The sequence below is a fragment of the Nostoc sp. 'Peltigera membranacea cyanobiont' 213 genome, from assembly GCF_002245975.1.
Taxonomy (GTDB): Bacteria; Cyanobacteriota; Cyanobacteriia; order Cyanobacteriales; family Nostocaceae; genus Nostoc.
This window is the reverse complement of sequence record NZ_NOLI01000141.1, coordinates 1-20,199: the sequence shown is the minus strand read 5'-3', so window position 1 is coordinate 20,199 and position 20,199 is coordinate 1. Positions and strand designations below refer to the sequence as shown.

14 protein-coding genes and 2 pseudogenes are annotated in these 20,199 nt (G+C 41.1%); 13 read left to right on the top strand and 3 right to left on the bottom strand.

The features are described from left to right. Positions 1 to 387 (bottom strand): annotated as a pseudogene (locus CDG77_RS27570) (hypothetical protein); the annotation flags it as partial. A gap of 190 nt (positions 388 to 577) precedes the next feature. Here CDG77_RS27570 and CDG77_RS27565 point away from each other — a divergent pair. Both CDG77_RS27565 and CDG77_RS27560 read left to right on the top strand, forming a co-directional pair. After that, positions 578 to 787 (top strand): helix-turn-helix transcriptional regulator, encoded by a 210-nt coding sequence (locus CDG77_RS27565; RefSeq protein ID WP_306422112.1) that lies wholly within the window; start codon positions 578 to 580, stop codon positions 785 to 787. A gap of 251 nt (positions 788 to 1,038) precedes the next feature. Next, the gene (locus tag CDG77_RS27560; RefSeq protein ID WP_094332466.1) at positions 1,039 to 1,920 is read left to right on the top strand and encodes a hypothetical protein; all 882 of its coding nucleotides are present in this window, start codon (positions 1,039 to 1,041) and stop codon (positions 1,918 to 1,920) included. On the opposite strand, the gene CDG77_RS27555 is transcribed toward CDG77_RS27560, so the two are convergent. After that, positions 1,917 to 3,167, bottom strand: a complete 1,251-nt coding sequence (locus CDG77_RS27555; RefSeq protein ID WP_094332465.1) for a PD-(D/E)XK nuclease family protein — start codon at positions 3,165 to 3,167, stop codon at positions 1,917 to 1,919. The two genes, CDG77_RS27560 and CDG77_RS27555, sit on opposite strands and share 4 nt — an antisense overlap. Before the next feature lie 39 nt (positions 3,168 to 3,206). Between CDG77_RS27555 and CDG77_RS27550 the strand changes: the two are divergent. From CDG77_RS27550 to CDG77_RS27515, 8 genes and pseudogenes are all read left to right on the top strand, one after another. Further along, positions 3,207 to 3,588 (top strand): annotated as a pseudogene (locus CDG77_RS27550) (IS66 family transposase); the annotation flags it as partial. Positions 3,589 to 3,801: 213 nt separating this feature from the next. Continuing rightward, on the top strand, positions 3,802 to 5,262 hold the full coding sequence (locus tag CDG77_RS27545; protein ID WP_094332464.1) for a hypothetical protein: 1,461 nt from the start codon (positions 3,802 to 3,804) through the stop codon (positions 5,260 to 5,262). Between the two features lie 252 nt (positions 5,263 to 5,514). Further along, complete coding sequence (locus CDG77_RS27540) at positions 5,515 to 5,826, top strand: YciI family protein (RefSeq protein ID WP_094332463.1); 312 nt, start codon at positions 5,515 to 5,517, stop codon at positions 5,824 to 5,826. A 215-nt stretch (positions 5,827 to 6,041) separates the two neighbouring features. After that, on the top strand, positions 6,042 to 6,287 hold the full coding sequence (locus CDG77_RS27535; RefSeq protein ID WP_094332462.1) for a hypothetical protein: 246 nt from the start codon (positions 6,042 to 6,044) through the stop codon (positions 6,285 to 6,287). A 676-nt stretch (positions 6,288 to 6,963) separates the two neighbouring features. Then, positions 6,964 to 9,111: a DNA (cytosine-5-)-methyltransferase gene (dcm, locus tag CDG77_RS27530; RefSeq protein WP_094332461.1), complete on the top strand. Its 2,148-nt coding sequence runs from the start codon at positions 6,964 to 6,966 to the stop codon at positions 9,109 to 9,111. A gap of 115 nt (positions 9,112 to 9,226) precedes the next feature. Continuing rightward, positions 9,227 to 11,224 carry a hypothetical protein gene (locus tag CDG77_RS27525; protein ID WP_094332460.1) on the top strand — a complete coding sequence of 666 codons (1,998 nt, stop codon included), beginning with the start codon at positions 9,227 to 9,229 and terminating at the stop codon, positions 11,222 to 11,224. After that, a complete protein-coding gene (locus tag CDG77_RS27520; protein WP_143857101.1) occupies positions 11,221 to 12,129 on the top strand; it encodes a hypothetical protein in 909 nt (302 codons plus the stop codon). The genes CDG77_RS27525 and CDG77_RS27520 overlap by 4 nt, the downstream gene beginning before the upstream one ends. A 30-nt stretch (positions 12,130 to 12,159) precedes the next feature. Further along, positions 12,160 to 17,745, top strand: a complete 5,586-nt coding sequence (locus tag CDG77_RS27515; RefSeq protein WP_094332458.1) for a DEAD/DEAH box helicase — start codon at positions 12,160 to 12,162, stop codon at positions 17,743 to 17,745. Positions 17,746 to 17,938: 193 nt separating this feature from the next. Here CDG77_RS27515 and CDG77_RS38685 read toward each other — a convergent pair whose 3' ends face one another. Further along, positions 17,939 to 18,064 (bottom strand): hypothetical protein, encoded by a 126-nt coding sequence (locus CDG77_RS38685; RefSeq protein WP_262985179.1) that lies wholly within the window; start codon positions 18,062 to 18,064, stop codon positions 17,939 to 17,941. A 139-nt stretch (positions 18,065 to 18,203) separates the two neighbouring features. Between CDG77_RS38685 and CDG77_RS27510 the strand changes: the two genes are divergently transcribed. The 3 genes from CDG77_RS27510 to CDG77_RS27500 form a co-directional block, all read left to right on the top strand. Beyond that, positions 18,204 to 18,509: a helix-turn-helix transcriptional regulator gene (locus tag CDG77_RS27510; RefSeq protein ID WP_223270000.1), complete on the top strand. Its 306-nt coding sequence runs from the start codon at positions 18,204 to 18,206 to the stop codon at positions 18,507 to 18,509. 426 nt (positions 18,510 to 18,935) lie between these two features. Next, positions 18,936 to 19,733 (top strand): hypothetical protein, encoded by a 798-nt coding sequence (locus tag CDG77_RS27505; protein ID WP_094332456.1) that lies wholly within the window; start codon positions 18,936 to 18,938, stop codon positions 19,731 to 19,733. Between the two features lie 122 nt (positions 19,734 to 19,855). Then, on the top strand, positions 19,856 to 20,199 hold a 344-nt coding region (locus CDG77_RS27500), incomplete at its 3' end, for a hypothetical protein (protein WP_143857100.1).

Sequence of the window (20,199 nt, the reverse complement as noted above, 5' to 3'; positions counted from 1 at the left end):
TATTTCTTTATCGTTAACCATGACTACCCAGCGTTGGGTTAGGTGGTTGTCGTCATGGCTGATGCTGGCTACCAGTTTGTCATCAGCGTAATATTCATGATGGTCAAACGAGATTTCGACTATTCTGAGGGGTTCGGGAGCTACGGCTTGGGCTTGGTCGGTGATGTAGCTGTCGAATTCGGCTTGGGCTGCGGCTTGTTCGTCGGGGGCAGCGAAGGTGAGTTTCTGAACCTTGCTGGTTTGATATTCAGCGATCGCAGTAATCCAAGAATCCTTACAGCGTTTGTCGCTTACTTCAACTGTGCAGCCGATTTCGCTGTAGATTTGCTTGAGACGGGCAATCGATTTCAGTTTCAGCTGTTGAAAAGTGTAAATGGCGTAAGTCATAATTGATGAGCCTTTAAATTTAGGGCAAGAGAAGCGCTTGAGATTGCGAGTCCAGGGCGCTTCTCTATATTGTTATTATTTGCTAACCCGTTAGCGCTTGTCAATAGCACAACGGAATATTTTAACTAAGTTTACTAACTAGATAATTTAATGAGATATAATACACTCTTGGTAAACTTAGGTAATGAATATGAAGCAGCTAAGAGAAAGAAAAGGACTAAGAACAGTAGATGTTGCTAGCCGTGTAGGTATAGCAGAATCTACCGTTCGTAACTGGGAGTATGGGAAAACTATTCCAAAACTACGAATTGATCAGTTCAGCGAACTCATGAAACTGTACGAATGCAGTTTTGATGAACTGATGACGGCAGTAAAGGAATCAGCTAATGCTCTCGAATGAAATAAGCCTTTTAACTGCTACTTTTTTGCTTCTCTTGAAGGGATGATCGCTTCTGTCATCTTAAGTATTTATTACGTTGCAATGAACTTCAAGCTACCATTCCTTGCTTTTGGCGCTTGGTAAATCCGTTTCCCAGTACGGATTAGCCATAACTGCTGATAGTTACGGAATATGTATTAAGCAAGATTAGCTCAACCGAGTTGCAACTTAATGTCGATTTGCTTCATAGAGTGGAAACGGCGTTAATCAATATGTCAAACGAGGAAGATCCGGTTTCAGCAGACATAACTGTTACCTCTGTTGAAATTCCAGAATTGACAGAGGAAGAACAGCGTGATCGCCTGCATCTAGAGCGCCGTGTGGAAAGAGCGTTTTTTGAGGCGGGAAAGGCGCTGGCAGAATTGCGCGATCGCCGACTTTACCGTTCCACGCACCGCACATTTGAAGATTATTGCCGAGATCGCTTTGGTCACAGTCGCCAAAAGTCGAACTACTTGATTGCAGCAGCTGATGTGTACGAAAATTTGACAACAATTTGTTGTCAAAATTTGGGGATTAAGGATTTGACAACAAATGGATCACAAATCTTACCTACCAGTGAAGGTCAAGTTCGACCAATGACGAAGCTAGAACCTCAAGAGCAATGGCAGGTGTGGCAAGCGGCAGTGCAACAAGCTGATGGCAAAGTGCCAACTGGCCGTGTTGTCAAAGATGTGATTGAGCGAATTCTGGAGCGTACTAAAGCCCCTAATCCTTACCACCTTGGCGAAGTTTGTCAAATCCTTGCAAAAGACAATCCCGAACTCAGGGGGAAAGGAGGCTGTTGGTGCATCGTTAGCCATGTCGGTGAGTTCAGTTGTACAATCACAATGTGGGATGGCCAGTACACCGTGAGAATTGACCACTTAAAGTCGCTCAATTACTTGGAGTCGGAATGTCAGCAGATGCAGGTAATTTGCGATCGCATTCATAGATTACGGAAAAACGAGAACTTGGAAGAAGCTGCCCATGCTGTGCTGAAGCATCTGGGGGAACTGAAGCGCCCGTATTTGACTGCGGTGGAGGAGAAGTTGTTGAGTGTGATTGAAAAAGAATATGGGATTGATAATGCTGCTGGCAGTTTTAGTGGCTAAAAATGTTGATTTATTATATCAGTGCTTGAGGTCAACGAAGATAAAGAGATAGAAGGTAAATCACTATTTCTAGCAATAGGATGAAGTCTCTTTGTCAAAGCTTCTAGTTCACCACCAGCAAGCAATAATTCAATTACTTCACGACCCTGTAAAATGAATCTTTCAACTTGCTCTTCAAATGTTATGCTACCTCGCAATACTTCAGTTAAAGATTGCCTTAGATGAAGATGATGCCAAGGATTTGCTTTAATTGCTTCAAATCGGTGATCACAAAAATCCCATTTACCAGAATTATTTTTTAATCGTGACCGGAGTTCAGTGTATTCAACAGAATTAAAAAAATCTCCTTCAAAGTTCTTCCACATATCTATATGGAAAGATAAAATTAAACAAAAATTCGGTCCTAAATGGGAATTTAAAAGTTGTACACGATGATCCAAACCATCAAAAAGAGTACCAATGAATATACCTGGAAACCAACTATCTAAAATATCTATTCCCAATCGCCCCCACTGGTATTTTACTGGTACACACGGGATGGACGCTTCTTGATTAAATCCAATTCTTTTTGATACCCAAATCCAGTTTTTTGCCTCAGCAGCAACTAATGTTACTCTTTTTAAGTTAGGTAACAGTGATTGAGCAGGTAAAAAAGAGACTATACTTTCATAAGAAACTGGTGCTGCTGGCCCGAGATTTTCTTGAGAAAGCATATCCATGAAGTCACGAACCAGATGATCATCTGATTGTTTTTCTAGCCAATATTTTAAAAAATTATAAATATCACTCCAAGTAAGAGCTAAATCTGGATTTTGTTCATGCTGACGAGTTAATCCAGTTATCAAAATTAACGAAAATCCTTGTGACCACTTTGAGTTTGATGAGGCATATTCACGATATTTATCTAGTTGCCCTGGACTCAAACTTGACCATATCTTATGTTCAAATATGAAAGCAAATTGTCCAAAATCTGCTAACATATCTATTTGTCCACCGGGAAAAGTATGTTGTGTTTTCCATTCCGGTAATAAATCATGGGTTAAAGTAAGAGACTCTGGTAGTCTAGTAGCTAAATAATTTAAAAAATTATGAGAAAGCCCTGCTTTATTTCTTAATAACCAAGCGAACCCTTCAGTAATGAAATTTTCAATCGGGTCAAGTTCTTGGCTTTTGGGATATTTACGTAATGCGCTAAACAAGCTATCTGACAAGTCAAAATCCTCCATTGCTTCAAAAGGGTTTAGCATAACACATAGGCTTAGGCAATGTCCTTACCTGAAGTCTTACACGATTGGGTCAATCAATTCAAATCCAAGTTGCACTCCTCGCTCAATCAGTGGATTGACAAAGCAGGAGCTACAGCTGGCCACCTTTTACATTCTTTGCGTGATAAAGCAAGTCAATGGTGGTATTTTCTTGACAATCCTGAAATCCCTCCTAATAACAATCAGTCCGAACGATCGCTGCGTTTGGCTGTGACGAAACGCTCATGTTAGTGGTGGTTCCCGTTCAATGGACAGGTTTAAACATACTGCCCATCTGTTGACGGCCGTACAAACCTGTCGTCGCCAAGGTAGGTCTGTGATTGATTTTTTTGCACAAGCACTGCTGGCTAATTCTAATCATTATCTGTCTCGCCTATCCCTACTTCCTAAATATCAGACCTGAATCCTTACTTAGGAATTTCAATAGATAGAATTTGAATTAAAGTAAATAAGGGCTGAGTATTAAATCGCAAATAGAGATCGCTTGCACTAATTAATGTTGCGTTACACTCTGCTAACAGCATCCTAATTTTTTGTATTCTGTTTAATACCCTTAACAGGGGTGTTATACGGAAACCTTCCGTATAATAAATAGTTAGACCTCATAGACCAGATCATGAATAGCCAGTTACTGTTCTCGGATTATTTTGAAATCGATGAATCCATTTTGGACGAGTATGGCGCGCTAAATATCTGTATTGAGTCCGATCTACCGCTGTTCATTGATCCTTTTCTACTCTTTGCCTCAGACAGAGCCGAGTATCAAGCCTTGCATGATAAGATTGTTGGACACCTGATAAATCTTAAACAAATAGCTATAGGCAATCCTCAATCTGGCTTAAATCTTTTCCAATTCCCGGAAGTCAAACAAAACTGGCTGGGCTTATGCAAATGGGGGAACAATGGAAAAGGTCTGGGACCGAAGTTTGCTCGAAATCTTATCACAGCATTCAATGGGTTCTATGCCAACTTTGGTAATGAAGATATTACAACTTCATCCCATATAGAGAAGCTCACACTAGTAGGTACAGGTATTGGGAGAGACTTCATAAGTGATTTCACCACTAACTTAATGTTAGAGCATCTACTTGAGTATACGCAGGAATTTGCGAGGTTGCATTTGCAGAATGGTAAGCGAAAGATATTCTCAGTTCGTTGCTCTTTTGATTCCAATCTGATGATATGGAAGCCGAAAACTTTTGAATTACCATACTTCTTCAAAGGTGACAATGACGGAGACTTCCTTATTCTTACTCCTATGGATATTCTTACAAAAGATGATGCTTTTATATGTCATGGTGACTTTACGAGTAAATTCAGGCAAATAACAAACGCACTAGATAACTCTGCTCTCAGAGATGCGATCAACCGTTATTTTCAAGAAAGACTCCCAAAGAATCCAAAAAAAGATGAGATCAAACTGGCAATTGATGCAACAGTCAAGAGGTATCCAGAAATTCTCGACTACTACATACAGTATCAAGAAGAAAATCGAGACAAGGCTGCGGCACTTTCCTCTGAAAAGGTTACAAAGCTTCGCACGGATCTAATTTCGACGCTGAACGTTTTGTGTAAGCACATTGTTGAACATAGCACCTTCTATCAGATTTTGCCAAATAGCTATCAGTCAGCCTTGCAGCGTGCCCAGTTTTTGAAGCAGGTGATAGAAGATAATGACGGTTACAGGATATTTTACAAAAATGGCAAGCCAATAGCGTCGGAAGACACTATCCAAAGAATTTTCCGTTTAACTTGGTTTGCGTCTCCGATGGATGTGAATTCGGAGGTTAATAATGGTCGTGGACCAGCAGACTACAAGATATCACGCGGTGACAGGGACTCCACTATCATCGAATTTAAGTTAGGGAGTTCCTCATCTCTCCAAAAGAATCTACTCAATCAGACCGAGATATACAAGAAGGCATCCAGATCTATCAGTGACATAAAGGTTATTCTTTGTTACACACAGCAAGAGATAACGAAGGTTGCAAGAATTCTGAAAAAGATTAATCAAGAGAATGCAGAAAATATAATTGTTATCGATGCTACAAAGAAAGAGTCTGCGTCCAAGGTGTAGACAGTGGTAAGTTAGAAGCACCAGCAGAGGCAGTTTTGAAGTGTTTGGGAGAGTTGAAGAGCCCGTATTTGAGCGAGGTTGAGGAAAAATTATTAGGTTTTATTGAACAAGAATATGGGATTGTAGATTAGGGCAGAGTTAACCGGATCTTTGAACCTACACTAGCGTTCATACAGTCGCTATTTCATAACACAGAAGTATTTCTTGGGTCATACAATTTGAAAATTATCTCAAATCACCAACCAGAGCATTATGTCTAAACTTTTTGCCGTTGTGGTTGCAACCGTTCCAGAGTATTACGATTATAAATTGGCTCACCCAGAGCATGACCAAAATCAACTCGCTTGGTTTAATGAGCAACATGAGAAAGGAACACTACTGTGCTGTGGCCCGTTTTCTCCCCATGATGGAACTGGGCTTTGGGTAATCCAGGCGGATAATCTTGAACAGGCTCAAGCTGTAGTAAACAGTAGTCCTCGTGTGCGAGATGGGATGCTAGCGGACTCTGCTAGAGTTGTGGAGTGGGAAGTTCACATTGGACGTGATCAGTTTGCTCCCGTGTGAATAAGTAGAAGTAACAACTGCTGAATTACTTGGGTATAAGCAGATAAACGCACAGTAGAAAATTCTGATAATTGAGATTAAATATAAGCTAAGTTACCTTCTCATCTTCTTAGCGACTTCGTTTAACCCTCCTTGTTTAACACAGGTTGCACCAAGGCTTTCAGTGCAACCCGCATTTCTCACAAGCTTGAGGAAAGGGGCAGAGGGGAAAGAACTTGTACAATAACTCTCCTCTGCTCCCCTGCTCCCCTGCACAAGCACAGGCTTTGAGCATCGGTGAGAAATCCGGGTTGAAGTCCTTGAGCGATCGCATCAATCGGGTGTATTCTGATTCACTGGAAGAAACAGTCAAAAATTTGTTGCAGTCGTTGGGTAAGTTGAATCGACCTTATCTAACGGCTGTGGAAGAGAAATTGTTGAATGTACTGGAGTCTGAATATGGGGAAAAGATAACACCCTAAACAATTTTGGCAATTTGGCATCCAATGTCTTTCGCTTTCGGTTTCAGTTTCAATAGAGTTAGCAACGCAACTGGACAGTTAAGGAGTTGTAAGGAGTTGTACGAGGGATAAGATAAAACTTTCCGCTTCTGATGTCCCGTGCTAGGCCAGTTGTAAGCGTGAGTGCTGTAGAATCGCTCTACATAATTGATACACAGCTTAACAGAGTTCAGTTAAGGCTCTGCAACTGGCTATAAATGAACAAAACCAAATAGAACCTCAGAAAATGAAATATCTAGATAGTTTGCTTGTTTGCTTGGCAATCTCTCAAAAAAACCAATCCTCACAGTGCTATATCAATCCCTACCAGCAATGCCATAGGTCAGTTAACAAAGGGAAACAATTGCTGAAATGGTAGATAGCAGTGGTGGTGAATGTGCTGTTGTACTTGTAGCACAGGTGCAGAAAAAATTTTGAGAGTAGCAAGGGTTATCTGCCACCCGTGTAGTTGTAGAAATTACCTTTGGGAAATATAGACATAAAGTTTTTTATACTTAATACAGAGTATGAGCAGTTAGCATTACAGCTAATATACTTTTAAAAAATATGTAAAATTTAATTCAAAAGAATATAATAATTTTACATAGAATACAGAAAATTATGTCAAATAGCTAAAACATTATAAATATTTAAGGGTGTGATTAATAATACTAAAGTTGTGCATTTTAGCTCCAATTGTTCTAGAGACTTTTTTGTGTCCCAGATTTTACTTATTGAGGACAGTAGTAATACTTCTGCGCTACGTCCTGTAGTTGGTATATCAAACAATTTGCCTCATCCTGTGCAAGTACGCTTACACTATATTGATGAAAATGAACCAACAATAATCGCAGAGCAGTTTTGCCCAGCAAAATTATCTAGTGGATCGCAACAAAACCAGAAAGTGGATGTAGCATTAGATTTACTTGATAGTCTAAAGCCGCAACGAAGTGAAGCTATGGTTGTTGCGAGTGCTTTGTATGGATGTAAGAAGCGCTTTATTCAAGGGATTCAATCGCGGAATTTTCGTTTTACACTACAAATTCGCCCTTCTACTAAAGTGCGTTTAGGCGCTGATCATCCTCTCTACAATAGTTCAAAAGAAATTGTTGCAGCATCATTATTAAATTCAGATATCGAGTGGCAAGAAGAGCCGATTATAGAATATTCAACGGGACAAGTTGTAAATTACAGCGTAGCTGAATTACCCAACGTACTTTTACCAGATAATAGTTCTGCTCGTCTAATTGTGGCTTATAGAGGTGGTGTCTCAGGATTTGGTTCAAATACAATTTTTGCTCTGTCTTCAGCCTCGGAGTTAGGGCTAAAAGACTTAGTACAAACAGTAGGTTGGGTGCGATGGATCAGAACAATCCTTAGAAAAAAAGAGCGGAGCAAAATAGCTGCTTTGGACACTAAATCAAGCTCATATTCACGAAATACAAAAGAAAAATATGCCGGATTAGTCATTCGCTCTAATATAACTTTAGCTTGCAAACAAGATATAAATCTTACTTCTACTAAAGAACAAAGTCTTTCGAGACGAATAAGCCTGCAAAAAACTTTAGGTGATTCATCACATAGATTAAATGTTGTCGAACTATTTGCGGGGGCAGGGGCAATGGGGCTTGGTTTTTTAATGGCAACCAAACCAAATAAACACTATAAGATAGGTTTTTGCGGTGAGGTTAATCCTGTTTATGTAGAGACTCTTAAATATAACCATGCGGCTTTTAGTCAACTCTCTCAGATATCTGGAGTTGATTGCGTTCCAGAACAAATAGAGCCTCTTGACCTACGTACAAAGGAAGCACAAAAATTTACAGAAAGTCGTTGCAGCGAATTAGGCGATGTCCATATATTAATTGGTGGCCCACCATGTCAGGGTTTTTCTAGCGCTAATCGGAATTCAGGGAATAGCGAAAACCCTAATAACCAACTTGTAGATACTTTTTTCAAATATGTTGAGAAATTAAAACCTCGCTGTTTTTTAATGGAAAACGTCCAGGGTATCTTGTGGACACCAAAAGCAGGTCAAAATTCTACTCAAATCAATGTTGTAGATTGGGTCATTAAACGTATGCACAAAGCTGGATATATTGTTTTCCCAAAACTTATAGATGCAGCTTGGTATGGAGTACCACAACATCGTAACCGCTTTTTCTTTTTTGGCATACATAAAGATTTGGGCTATAGAAAAGATGATTTCGGTGAGTGGGGGCCATTCCCTTTACCTACGCATGGTCTGGGTCAAGACAAGCCTTATGTAACAGTACGAGATGCAATACAAGATTTACCTACTATTGGTAACGGATGTCTTGAACACAATATGGCTTATGAAGAGCTAAGGAACCAAAAACTTGTCACAAATCCTTTTTTAAAAGCTATGAGAGAAGGAGCATCTGTTGGTTTAATCACAGACCATATTACTTCCCGTCATTCTGAATATGTAATTGAACGCTATCAACAGATACCACCTGGAGGAAATTGGCAGGATATTGAAGACAAACTCACTAATTACAGTGATGTTCAAAGAACTCATAGTAACATCTACCGAAGGCTTGGCTGGGATGAACCATCTATTACTATTGGACACTATCGCAAGAGTATGTTAATTCACCCACAACAACATCGAGGTCTATCTTTGAGGGAAGCATCCCGACTACAATCAATTCCAGATTGGTTCCGTTTTGCTGGAAGTATAGATAGCATTAACGGTGGATTAGTACACAAGCAACAGCAATTAGCTAATGCTGTCTGTCCACTTGTAACTAAAGCCATAGCAGAATTTCTTTTTGACCTTTAATAGATTATGTAAAATTATCGTGTTTTTTGTGTAAACTTAACCACCACTGTATTATTTCAAAATAAAATGTAAAAATAAGCACTTATTTTTATTGCAAGGGTACTACCGTTATTCCATGAGCCACTTAAATGCGCTCTCTACATCACAAAAATATAGTCTTTGGAATCGTGCGATCGCAGAATACTTTTTCTCTAACAATTCCAATGAACAAGAAATTTACTTGACGATATCTCCAAAAAGTCTGGCTGCTGCTTTTGCGAAGATTCAAGTAATTCCATTGTCACCTGAAGAAGCAGAACAAGATTTTGTTGATGTAGTTTCATCAGCATATCGCCACAGGGTACTTTCACACTCAGCAGGATTTCGTGTCTTGCATGGAGATGATGAAAACGGATTTCCAAAGTATATTGCTTTTTTAGCTTTGTGTGTTTTAGCTGCTTATCGAATGCATTCGGATGAAGAAGTTAGCACTAGAGCTTATTACCCTAGACTCGCAGAACTTATTGGATGTAAAATAGTTAGGAATTTTCCTGAAGGTTTTGATACAGATGAGTTTGAAAAGCTTTGGAAATTACTAAAGAAATGGCTTCATCAGAAAAAATCGTTGCTCTTGGCAATGCCAGAAGTAAATACAGTAAAAAAATATATAAGCTTTCCTTTAACCCACGTACCTCTTCGTCAAGTTGATATTGAAAAGCTACCAAATTTTTTTGCATGGGCTGGTTATACTCCTGGACAGATAGCTCCAATCAACAAGTTAGAAGGAGATATTTTAAGATGGGGAAATTGCTACTTCACACTTACCGGAAAAAAAGCCCTTGCAGATAAGCGACTCAGAGCTGTAATTGCACAGGTTAACAACGAGCTAGAACTGTGGGACGGTGCGATAAATGACTCATACGGTAGAAGAAGTGCATCTGTAGAGATTCTTCTCGATATTGTGCGACGACAACCACAATTTTCTTTTCTTCCCAGATGTCCAAATTCGTTTCCTTCCTTTTTTAATTCTGAAGAATTATGCCTAGAGTCGAGCGGAGAGGGATGGTACAACCCGATTTCGCTTGGAGAAAAAAAGGGACGAGATTTATATGAAGGTTTTTCTTGGAGTACCAAATCTAACAATATTCAATTTGTTTTACAGAGGGGGGGTTGTTCTGCGATCGCACTTGCTCCCAGTTCGGATTATACAGGGTTTGTTTCTCGCCATAGCTTACCCTCTGGCATCGCTTGCAACGTCCTGGTACACGAGGATGTAGCCAAAAATGCAAGAGAATACTTTGAGGAAATTTCATCTCGTAGCTCCAATCCCATACATGATAAACGACTCCCTGATGGTTGGTGTTTGTTTCGTGACATAAAGGCTGAAAAGTTTATAGCAAATATACCTTCTGGACTGGAATCACTTTACGTAGAGTCAGCTGTAGATATAGTGCTATCGGGAGGACTACGTTTGGGCAAAAAGTCGGCATGGCTTTTAGGTGCGCCCCCCCGCTTAATGATTACGGGTTTACAAGAAGGTCAACAACCCAAAATTGATGGTATACCTATAACTATTGCTGAAGATGGAACTTTAGTTGACTTATCGCATTTGATGCATCCAGGAGTTCATCGAATAGAAGTTGGTTCGGTATGCAAAAACATTGAGATTGTTGAACCTGAAATTAATTTTGATAGAGAAAGACAAAATTTTTACCGCACCAGTGTCACGGGTTCTCATGTAGCTCTCCCCCCAGGTAATTGGACAATCATAGGCGCAAATCCTGGTGAGGTAACGCAAGCAGCAATCTATGAATCTCAACAGGGAATAATAGTCAAATCTTCTTTTCAGGCAGTGTGGGCTATAGAATTCGGGTCAGGTACAGGAGCAAGAGTTGTCTGTTTGACAAAGAGTCCACCCCGTCCTAGAACGCTAAAATTCTCCACAGCAAAGACTCAAATTCCATCGGAAATAGAACGTTGGACATCACTGGTTTACAACGCAGCTATTCGTCGTCCCAAACTAGCATCGATTTACGACGAAGAAAAAGCTTCTAATTTACAAGTAGCTTGGAAAGGTTACATGCAAGCTGCACGCGAAATCAAGCGACAACAAAAAAGGAGATATAAACGATGACGATGAGTTGGGATACATTGCTTTACTGGCTAACTCATCAGCAAGAGGGGTCATGGATAACTTTTCGTAGAGCAGTCACAGAGCTTGCTTCTTTTGAACATCTTGATGTCGATATCAGCTATTTATGTCGAAATCTCCGGTTTCAATTGTCCGAGGCTAGTCATATAGATTTTTTTATTGATGGTTCCCAAAGATGGAAGATTCGTCCACCAATACTTGCAGGATTGCTTAATTGTCCTAATACCGCCGTACTATGTGGAGGGCGAACACCGAAATTGCTTTCGCAGATGTGCGATGTTGCAGCAACCTTAAATTGTCAAATAATTAGCGATGCGACATCTCAAAAAATAGCTGAAATACGTGTTAGGGGTACAGAAGAGGGTATTCGCCAAATAGCTGCCATTATTGGTATTCCTTTTGTTCCCCAACAAGCAAAATGTCTAAGCCAAGACTTGAACCCTATTCTCAAGCAACTAGAAATCGCAGAGGAAGCAACTCCGCTAGGTGGATGGTCAGCTCAGTCATTCGATTGGCAATCTCGAAAATGGGTTGATGGTGTATTACAGCATACAGTATATGAATACAGCTACTATAATACTTGTCATTATTTTGTCCACAATCAACAAGGTAGATTAGTGCGGATGCCAAAGCATGAGGCAATTTATGCGGCTGCCGCGTTACGTTATCTTCAAGTTGCGGTATACAATAAAACTCAACGTACATTAACCACCGATGTATCAAGTCCACTACCTGAAATGTATGCTCGTGTTGCTTATTTTTGTGCGGGTAGACCAAGCCAGATTGCTCAGGGGCAAATTGTTTATAACGAGATTTCACCAGATTTAGCTGGTTTGCTTCTAGTTGCTATTGGACAAAATCATCCAGGACTCCGGTGGGTTAATTAAATTAACTAAACGCCCTGCCAGAAAACGTATATGAACGATCCGTTTAAAATTTTTGATTCAATTAGACAAACCTATCTGCGTTACCTAGAAAGCCCATTCCGGGTTAGATATGAAGCCCTGATGAGTGAACGCAGAGCAATGCTTGACCAAGATGGTCAACTATGGCGAGAACCTCTACTGGAACCGATTGCGCCTTATTTACCTTCAGGTTTTACTATTGCCGAAGCCTGTCAACATTTTGGGATTAATTCAGCCGTTGCCAACTTTATTAATGGGGGTTTATTTTCTCCCCAGCGCCAAATTTATCAGCATCAGTTTCAGGCTTGGGAACTATCTCGGCAAGGACGAGCAGTAGTCATTACATCAGGTACGGGTTCGGGAAAAACCGAATGTTACTTAATTCCCATTTTTGCTTATCTAGCCGAAGAAGCACTTGGGCATTTAACCCCAGGATTACCCGCATGGGGTTCCTCAAATGGTACTTCACAAAAATGGTGGAGGCAACCAAGGCAACGATGGGTTTCTCAACGACAGCATGAATCTCCAGAAAGACCATCTGCTGTCCGCGCTTTATTACTTTACCCACTCAACGCACTTATTGAAGACCAATTAACCCGCATTCGTCGAGCTTGCGATAACCCGCATATTCAACAGTGGCGGGAAGACAATATGAATGGAAATCGGTTTTGGTTTGGGCGATATACCGGAGCGACTCCTGTAGCAGGATTACGCATGAAGGATGGGCATGTTAATTCTCAAAAGCAGGGAAAGCTTAAAAAACAGCTTTTAGAAATGGATAATGAGTGGTCAGATCAAGTTTCTGATGAGGAACTAATTTACTATTTTCAAAATCCTGATGGTTCTGAAATGTGGTCTCGTTGGGATATGCAGGATAAAGCTCCCGATATCCTAATTACCAACTACAGTATGTTAAATATCATGCTGATGCGTAGTGTTGAAAATGACATATTTGAACAAACCAAGCAGTGGTTGGAGCAAGATCGGCAGCATCATATTTTCCATCTTGTCATAGATGAACTTCACACATACCGAGGAACACCCGGAACCGAGGTTGGTTATCTTTTGAGGGCTTTACTCAACCGGATTGGCTTGGAGCCGGATTCGCCACAATTACGAATTATTGCCACTAGTGCATCTATTGAGAACGATGAAGAAAGTCTCGATTATCTCGAACAATTTTTTGGACGCGATCGCAATACATTTTCGATTCTTCCTGGGGAACGACAAAATTTCCCGACCTCAGAACATCAGCCAAACCCACTAGAACCTTACAAAGAGACATTTGCACAAATCGACAACATCCTTAACCAAAGCCAAAATAATGATGAGGATGCGGTTATTGAGGAAGCAGCAACAATGTTAGCGAATACGCTTCATCTTCCTAACGTAGATGCTCCACCAAGGCAAGTTTTAACTGAGGGATTAAATCATATCCAAGCGTTTGGGGCTGTACAAACCTCAGCCAGCCAATATCCATTGACAGTCAAAGAATTAGCAGAAGCGGTTTTTGGCGATGTATCGTCAAGGGGACAAGCTGCGGCTCGCGGATTAGCTCGAACTATTGTTTTAGCAAGAAACTCTGACAATGAAGCCCTTCTTCCTCTACGTTCGCACTACTTTTTCCATAATGCAGGCAGGATTTGGGCTTGTGTAAATCTTAATTGCTCTGGGCGAACGGGGGTAACTTCACCAGGAGAACAAACACCGCCTGTTGGTAAACTATTCTTAGACCCTAGACCAAGATGCGATTGCTGTAATTCGAGAGTTATTGAGCTTCTTTACTGCCAATCATGTGGCGAAGTATTTCTTGGTGGGTTTAAACGTGAAGACCAAGATTCATCAAGTGCTTGGTATTTATCTCCAGATTACCCTTATCTTGAAAATGTCCCAGATAAGGCAGCATCGTTAAGCCGCACCTTCGGAGAATTTTTGGTATTTTGGCCCGCAAACGGAAGACCATTAATAAAACAAACCCAGATTCGTATTCCACGATGGCAGTGGCAAGAAGAAAGCGAGAGGGGTTATGAATGGAGACCTGCCTTAGTCGATCATCTGTTAGGACGTTTAACATTACCTACTTCTTCAAATGCTGCTTCAAGTGGTTCTACTGCTGGCTATGTTTTTATAGCACCAAGAAACGAGGCAAACGCTTTTCCGTCAAAATGTCCTCATTGTGAAGCTGACTGGCGTGGTAGGCGAGTCAGTTCTTCGATTCGTGACCTTGGCTCTGGTTTTCAACGAGTAGTACAAGTATTATCTGATGCTTTAATGCGGCAAATGTCACCCGAAATAGGTCGCAAGCTGGTTTTATTTTCAGATAGCCGTCAAGATGCTGCCAAACTATCTACAGGAATTAAACGCGATCATTATCTTGATACAGTCCGCCAAATTGCTTACGAAAGGCTTCTGTGTCAAGCACAAGAATCAGAAGCACAGTATTTGCAGGCTCAGACTCAATATAGGTTAGCTTCGGAGTTATTTAATTTGCAAAGGCAAATTATACAAGATGCAGCTAATGCTAACATGGCTCGTTATTCACAGTTGTGTAATTTATTGCCTACTGAAATAGTAGGTGTCGTGATTAGCTATGCATCTACTGGTGGCGTAGGAAATCCACCTCTAGCATTAACACCTCCGACAAGTGCTGGAGGCTTTATTTCCCTTCCATTTAATTTGTTATTAGACGCTGTTAGAGAAGGGTTACTTTCAATTGGTTTAAACCCTGGTGGTTCAAGTCCTTCCTTAGCAAAATATAAATTTTCTAATAATGATGAGCGTTCGTGGACTGATTTAGTTGATTGGAATTCAACGCCAAGATGTTACCTAGATTTACAGCCCACACAACGAGATGCAATGAGACAAATTGAAACCGCTTTATTAGAGTCGGTTGTAAAAGCTGTTTTATTTGCTAGTGGCGCTCGTGATTTCGAGTCTCTCAAGCTAGGTTTTTTGTGGATTGACGATTCTCCACCTTCTAGCTTAGAAGAGCAAGTAGCTGCTTCCGTTATCCGGCTTTTGGTACAAAGACGACGTTGGAATGGCTCAAATTATCCCGGACAACATAACCCTCCTGGTTACATTAATGAGTACCTTACCCGCGTGGCTGAAATCAGGGGCTACAATCGAGAAGAATTAGAGCAAGCAACTTTAAACATCATTAATTCAGTTTTAGATCAATGGCGAGTCGTTCCCCAATCTTTACAGGTTCTTAGTCCACGTCCTAACGAAAATAACCAAATAGATATTTACGCTTGCGGGCAATGCGGACGGATTCACCTACATGGTTCGGGAGGAATCTGTACCACTTGTAACAGTACTTTGCCGAATACTCCAGGTACTTACAACTTAAGTAATGGCTTGGAAAATTGCGATTATTACGAATATTTAGCGCGTTCCAACGAACCAATATTTTCGCTTAATTCCGAAGAACTCACAGGTCAAACTGATCCTGGTGTTCGACGTGTGCGACAACGCCTTTTCCAAGATGTTTTTAAACCATCCGAACAACCCGATCCTTCTAGGATTAATCTCTTAAGTGTCACAACCACTATGGAGGCAGGAGTTGACATTGGTTCACTTCAAGCTATCGGTATGGCAAATATGCCTCCAATTCGTTTTAACTATCAGCAACGTGTGGGAAGGGCTGGTCGTCGTCGCGGGTTAGGGATGTCTGTTGCCTTAACATTATGCCGTGGGCGTAGTCACGATGATTACTACTTTGAACGCCCTCGACTTATTACTGCTGAACCTCCACCAAAACCTTACGTAGACGTTAGGCGTGAAGAAATTGCCAAGCGAGTTATAAACAAAGAAATTCTTCATAGAGCATTTCAAAATGTCCTTATTGAATACATAAAAGATAATGTTCACGGTGAATTTGGTAAGATTTTGCAGTGGGTACAACATAGACCAATTATTGAAGAGTGGATACAACATCACCCATCGGAAATTGAAGAAATCTGTAAAGTAATTTTACGTCGTACTTCAATAAATGAAGTAGAAATGGTTGATTACATCCGAAATAAACTGCTACAAGATATTGATACAGTTGTTGATGACTCTACGGACTTTCAACACTTAGCCTTAAGTCAGCGTTTAGCATCGCGTGGCATTCTTCCCATGTTTGGATTTCCTACCCGCACCCGTTATCTGTACCATGAACGCCCAACAACGGAAGCAGGGGAATGGCCTCCAAAAACAGGTGTTGTGGACAGAGAATTAGATATTGCAATTAGTCAATTCGCTCCAGGTGCCCAGACTGTAAAAGATGATATGCTCCTTACCGCAGTAGGAATTATCGATCCCATACCTTCTGGGAATAAAACCGTATTCCAACCGAATCCTTTGGGACAAGGTATCCGTGTTGGCGTTTGTCGCCGATGTCAAGCTTTAGTCAATAATCCATCAGAACAAGAGGGTTGCCCCTATTGCTCGGCTCTCAGAGATGAAAAGGGATACCGAACGGTTGATATTAGCGAACCACCAGGATTTAATACATGGTGGGCAATTAACGCCGAGTATGATGGAGCATTTGAATTTACTCCACGGGCACTAAAGACACGTTTAGGTACACCTTCTGACGAATATAGTTTTGAAACTCGTCAAAACTTTGATATTAGATGTATTCCACAAGCTTTGGTTTATCGCATTAATGATAACAACGGCAGAGACTTTGAATTTTTCAAAGTCTCTAACCAGCACGTTTGGATAACTAGGGAAGCATTTGAACAAGCTTTGTTGGATTTATCACGAGAAGAACGTGATAGGGTTACTGAGCCTGTTCGCGATCCCTCTGTCCAACCAATTGTTAGAGCTTTGGCTGCCATTTCCACAACCGATGTATTAATTGCAGGCATCCCCAATAGCGGTTCCGGACTCAATTTAAATCCAGCACTATCGGAGGCAAGGGCTGCTTGGTACTCATTTGGTTTTCTTATTAGGCGGGCTGCTGCTGTCAGCTTAGATGTTGCAGAATCTGAGCTTGATGTTGGTATTCAGCCCTTTACAGACCTTAGCAGCCCTTTTGCCCCACCATCCGCTCGGATATTTTTGTCTGATAGCCTAGAAAATGGAGCGGGTTATAGCTCATACTTAGCGCAGCCAGAACGTTTTGAAAATCTCCTGCATTTTATTCTTGGTGACGAACATTCTTCAAATCAAACTTTTGCTATTCCATTACTTTTTAACGGACATCAAGAAGAATGTTCTACATCTTGCCATCGATGTTTGCGGGAGTTTGGTAATATGGCTTACCACTCGATTTTAGACTGGCGACTTGGTTACGATATGGTGCGTCTTGCACTAAATCCCAATGCACAAATTGATTTAAATTATGATTACTGGGTGGATTTGGTATCCAGTACAGCTAATTCTTACTTCTCAGGGCTGGGTTTGGAGCAAACGACTTTCGGTAGTTTATTAGCAGGTATCGATACTTTTAATAGCGAAGCCATAATCCTCATACATCCTCTTTGGGACATAAATCCTGAAAATTTACGACCAGAAATCCTACAAGGCTACATAGAAGCACAGCAACAAGGCTTAACTCCCAAGTTAAAATCAATTTTTACCGCTATTCGCTTCCCCTATGAATGATATTTGTTTGGTTGGAGGTTTTGTACTGCTATACCAGTGTTTTGACAACTAATCTTAGCCCGATCGATAGTATCTACAAAACGTCCCCGCTTTTAATAGCCCAGTAGTTCCATTACAGCGCTTCCGGCTATTATGCAATACAGTTTTTCTCCTTGCCCTCTCCTATCAAAGCTTTCAGATTTGAGGATGTACCTCATAGCTGCCGGAAGTGCTGTAACTCTCTTGCTAGCCAATATTCTTCTCCTTGGTTAGCAACGTGATAAATACCGTCAAAAGGAGTACTGTTGTTTGACCCGTTAAAATTCAATAAGTTAGACATAACTATCCCTTTTGTAATGGTGTAGTTAAGGCGATCGCGTGCTTGACGGCTGGCGATCGCTTTTTGCTTTAACCCAAACTAGTCAGAATATAACAGTTATAGTATGATAAAGTCAAGTGAGACTTGCCGAGAACTCATTATGGTAGAATTGGACGTTATTGCCAGCATTAATTGGAATGCAGCTTATGGAGAACGCTTAAGAGAAATGCGTGGCAAAGTCTCCATGCAACAATTAGCCGATGAAGTCACTCAAAAATTTAACTATCCAGTGACAAAGCAATATATAGCGATGATAGAACGTCCTTTTGGAGATAAAGCTTCAAAAACTGTCTCCTTCCAACTGCTTCGATATATATGTAATATTCTGGGTGAAGATGTGCAAGACATTTTTGGTTCACCTAAAATCATCCAAAAATCATTCCCTATTAAGACAAGTGGCCCTTGACAAAATGACAAGTCATACTTTACTATAGATTATATAAGGGAGGAAACGAGTGGTTGCCTCCCAGCTAAATATAGAATCGCTCACCCTAAACCCAGATTTGATCAACACAAAACATAGATTTGAGAAACAAGAACCTCCCGTCGTATAGCACAAGGTACGCCAGGTAAAGTCGGCTGGGGGAGATACTCAAAATCACTCAATAAATCCACTCATCCTGCAATTAGGGCAACCACTCAATACCTTCTCTAGAGCCTTGTGCTGTGAATTCTTGCTAGAAAATAACTGAAATTCAGAAACATGAGGCTACGCCGAATCTTTTTGAGAGCGTTGCGGTAAACCACAACGTTGTTCACGCAAAACAAAAGGCGATCGCCGTCCCTGGAAAGTCTGCGATCGCCTTTTTACCCCAAACAAGAGGTATTTCTAATGATTACACAAGTTTCAGCCCCTGCGCCAACAAAAGATCCGTTAACCACACGCGATCGCGAAATCATTGCAACCATCGTCAATCAGTCGGACTACTCAAAAGAGTGCAAGCCCGAAGATGTAGTAACTATCTGGATAAACTCGGATGATATCGTGTGGGTAAAAATGACCCACGGTTATGCTCGTTACCACAAAGAGTGTTTCAAACGTGCTGTTGCAGAGGTAAAAGCGAGTCTTTCTGCTCCAGTAAAGTGCAATCACCAGGAAGATGAGGAATTAAAACAAGCTTCTGAGAAAATTAGCTTGTTAGGTGATTGTGATTGGCTATCGTTAAGCGTCCAATACCATTCTGATAAGGTAATCGGTCACGCTGGTTGTTATATCTCTCACAAGGCTCGAATATTAATGCCACCGGCTGAATGGGATTTTACACTGCCGAAGTGGAATATGCCTGCTGCCATCTGTCCAGACTGCGAAGGTCATGGGTGCGGTAACTGTGGGTATCGCGGGACTCGTGCAGAAGACTTGTGCGAACCAGTAGACGGCTATCGACTGACCTATGTAGGACGCACTGACTTTCAGACGGCTCACAACGTATATCTAGATGGTAAGTTCTTGGGAATTGTCTTCAAGGTCAGAAACGCTGATGAAGTCTGGGAAAACGACCCCAAGACCTACTACTGGCGCTGTGGCGATGGAGTGCAATATTGGAGTGCGAAAGAGGCTGTAGAAGCACTGCGTAGAGGGACGACTCCGATTGAACTGCCGCAGGTTTGTCAGGAGTTGGTAGCGGCGTAAATAGGCTGGTGGAAGAAAATTCTCTTCCACCACTATTTTAAAATCAGTGCCATTCGCCACTCAGAATTAAAGCTTCGCTTATTTTTTGCGAAAACTAACATTAAAGAAAGGCAGCAGCTACTATGACAGCTTTTGACTTTGATTCTGCTGAACACAAGCTATACGAAAAGACCCCAGCAGCCAAAAGTATTCCTTCACCCGCAGGCATTTGGATTGCTTACGAAAATCAACAATTAGCAGGATGGTACGAAAATAAAGAACTAGTTGGTGGGAAAGAGTATAAAGTTCTTACTAACAAGTTGGACGAAAACGACGAAAAGATAGGCATTCCTGGCGCTCTTTATAGACAACCACGAATACTTGTGATTGGGCGATCGCCTCTGCTATACGGAAACGATAGAAAGGTGATTGGAGTTTGGCGTAGCAGTGATGGTTTGGACAAGAACGCCTACAAATTCGGTAGGCG

Bases quoted from the DNA above. Each gene is read 5' to 3' on its own strand.
- CDG77_RS27565 (WP_306422112.1), top strand. From the start codon at position 578: ATGAAGCAGCTAAGAGAAAGAAAAGGACTAAGAACAGTAGATGTTGCT.
- CDG77_RS27560 (WP_094332466.1), top strand. From the start codon at position 1,039: ATGTCAAACGAGGAAGATCCGGTTTCAGCAGACATAACTGTTACCTCT.
- CDG77_RS27555 (WP_094332465.1), bottom strand. From the start codon at position 3,167: ATGCTAAACCCTTTTGAAGCAATGGAGGATTTTGACTTGTCAGATAGC.
- CDG77_RS27545 (WP_094332464.1), top strand. From the start codon at position 3,802: ATGAATAGCCAGTTACTGTTCTCGGATTATTTTGAAATCGATGAATCC.
- CDG77_RS27540 (WP_094332463.1), top strand. From the start codon at position 5,515: ATGTCTAAACTTTTTGCCGTTGTGGTTGCAACCGTTCCAGAGTATTAC.
- CDG77_RS27525 (WP_094332460.1), top strand. From the start codon at position 9,227: ATGAGCCACTTAAATGCGCTCTCTACATCACAAAAATATAGTCTTTGG.
- CDG77_RS27520 (WP_143857101.1), top strand. From the start codon at position 11,221: ATGACGATGAGTTGGGATACATTGCTTTACTGGCTAACTCATCAGCAA.
- CDG77_RS27515 (WP_094332458.1), top strand. From the start codon at position 12,160: ATGAACGATCCGTTTAAAATTTTTGATTCAATTAGACAAACCTATCTG.
- CDG77_RS38685 (WP_262985179.1), bottom strand. From the start codon at position 18,064: ATGTCTAACTTATTGAATTTTAACGGGTCAAACAACAGTACTCCTTTT.
- CDG77_RS27510 (WP_223270000.1), top strand. From the start codon at position 18,204: ATGGTAGAATTGGACGTTATTGCCAGCATTAATTGGAATGCAGCTTAT.
- CDG77_RS27505 (WP_094332456.1), top strand. From the start codon at position 18,936: ATGATTACACAAGTTTCAGCCCCTGCGCCAACAAAAGATCCGTTAACC.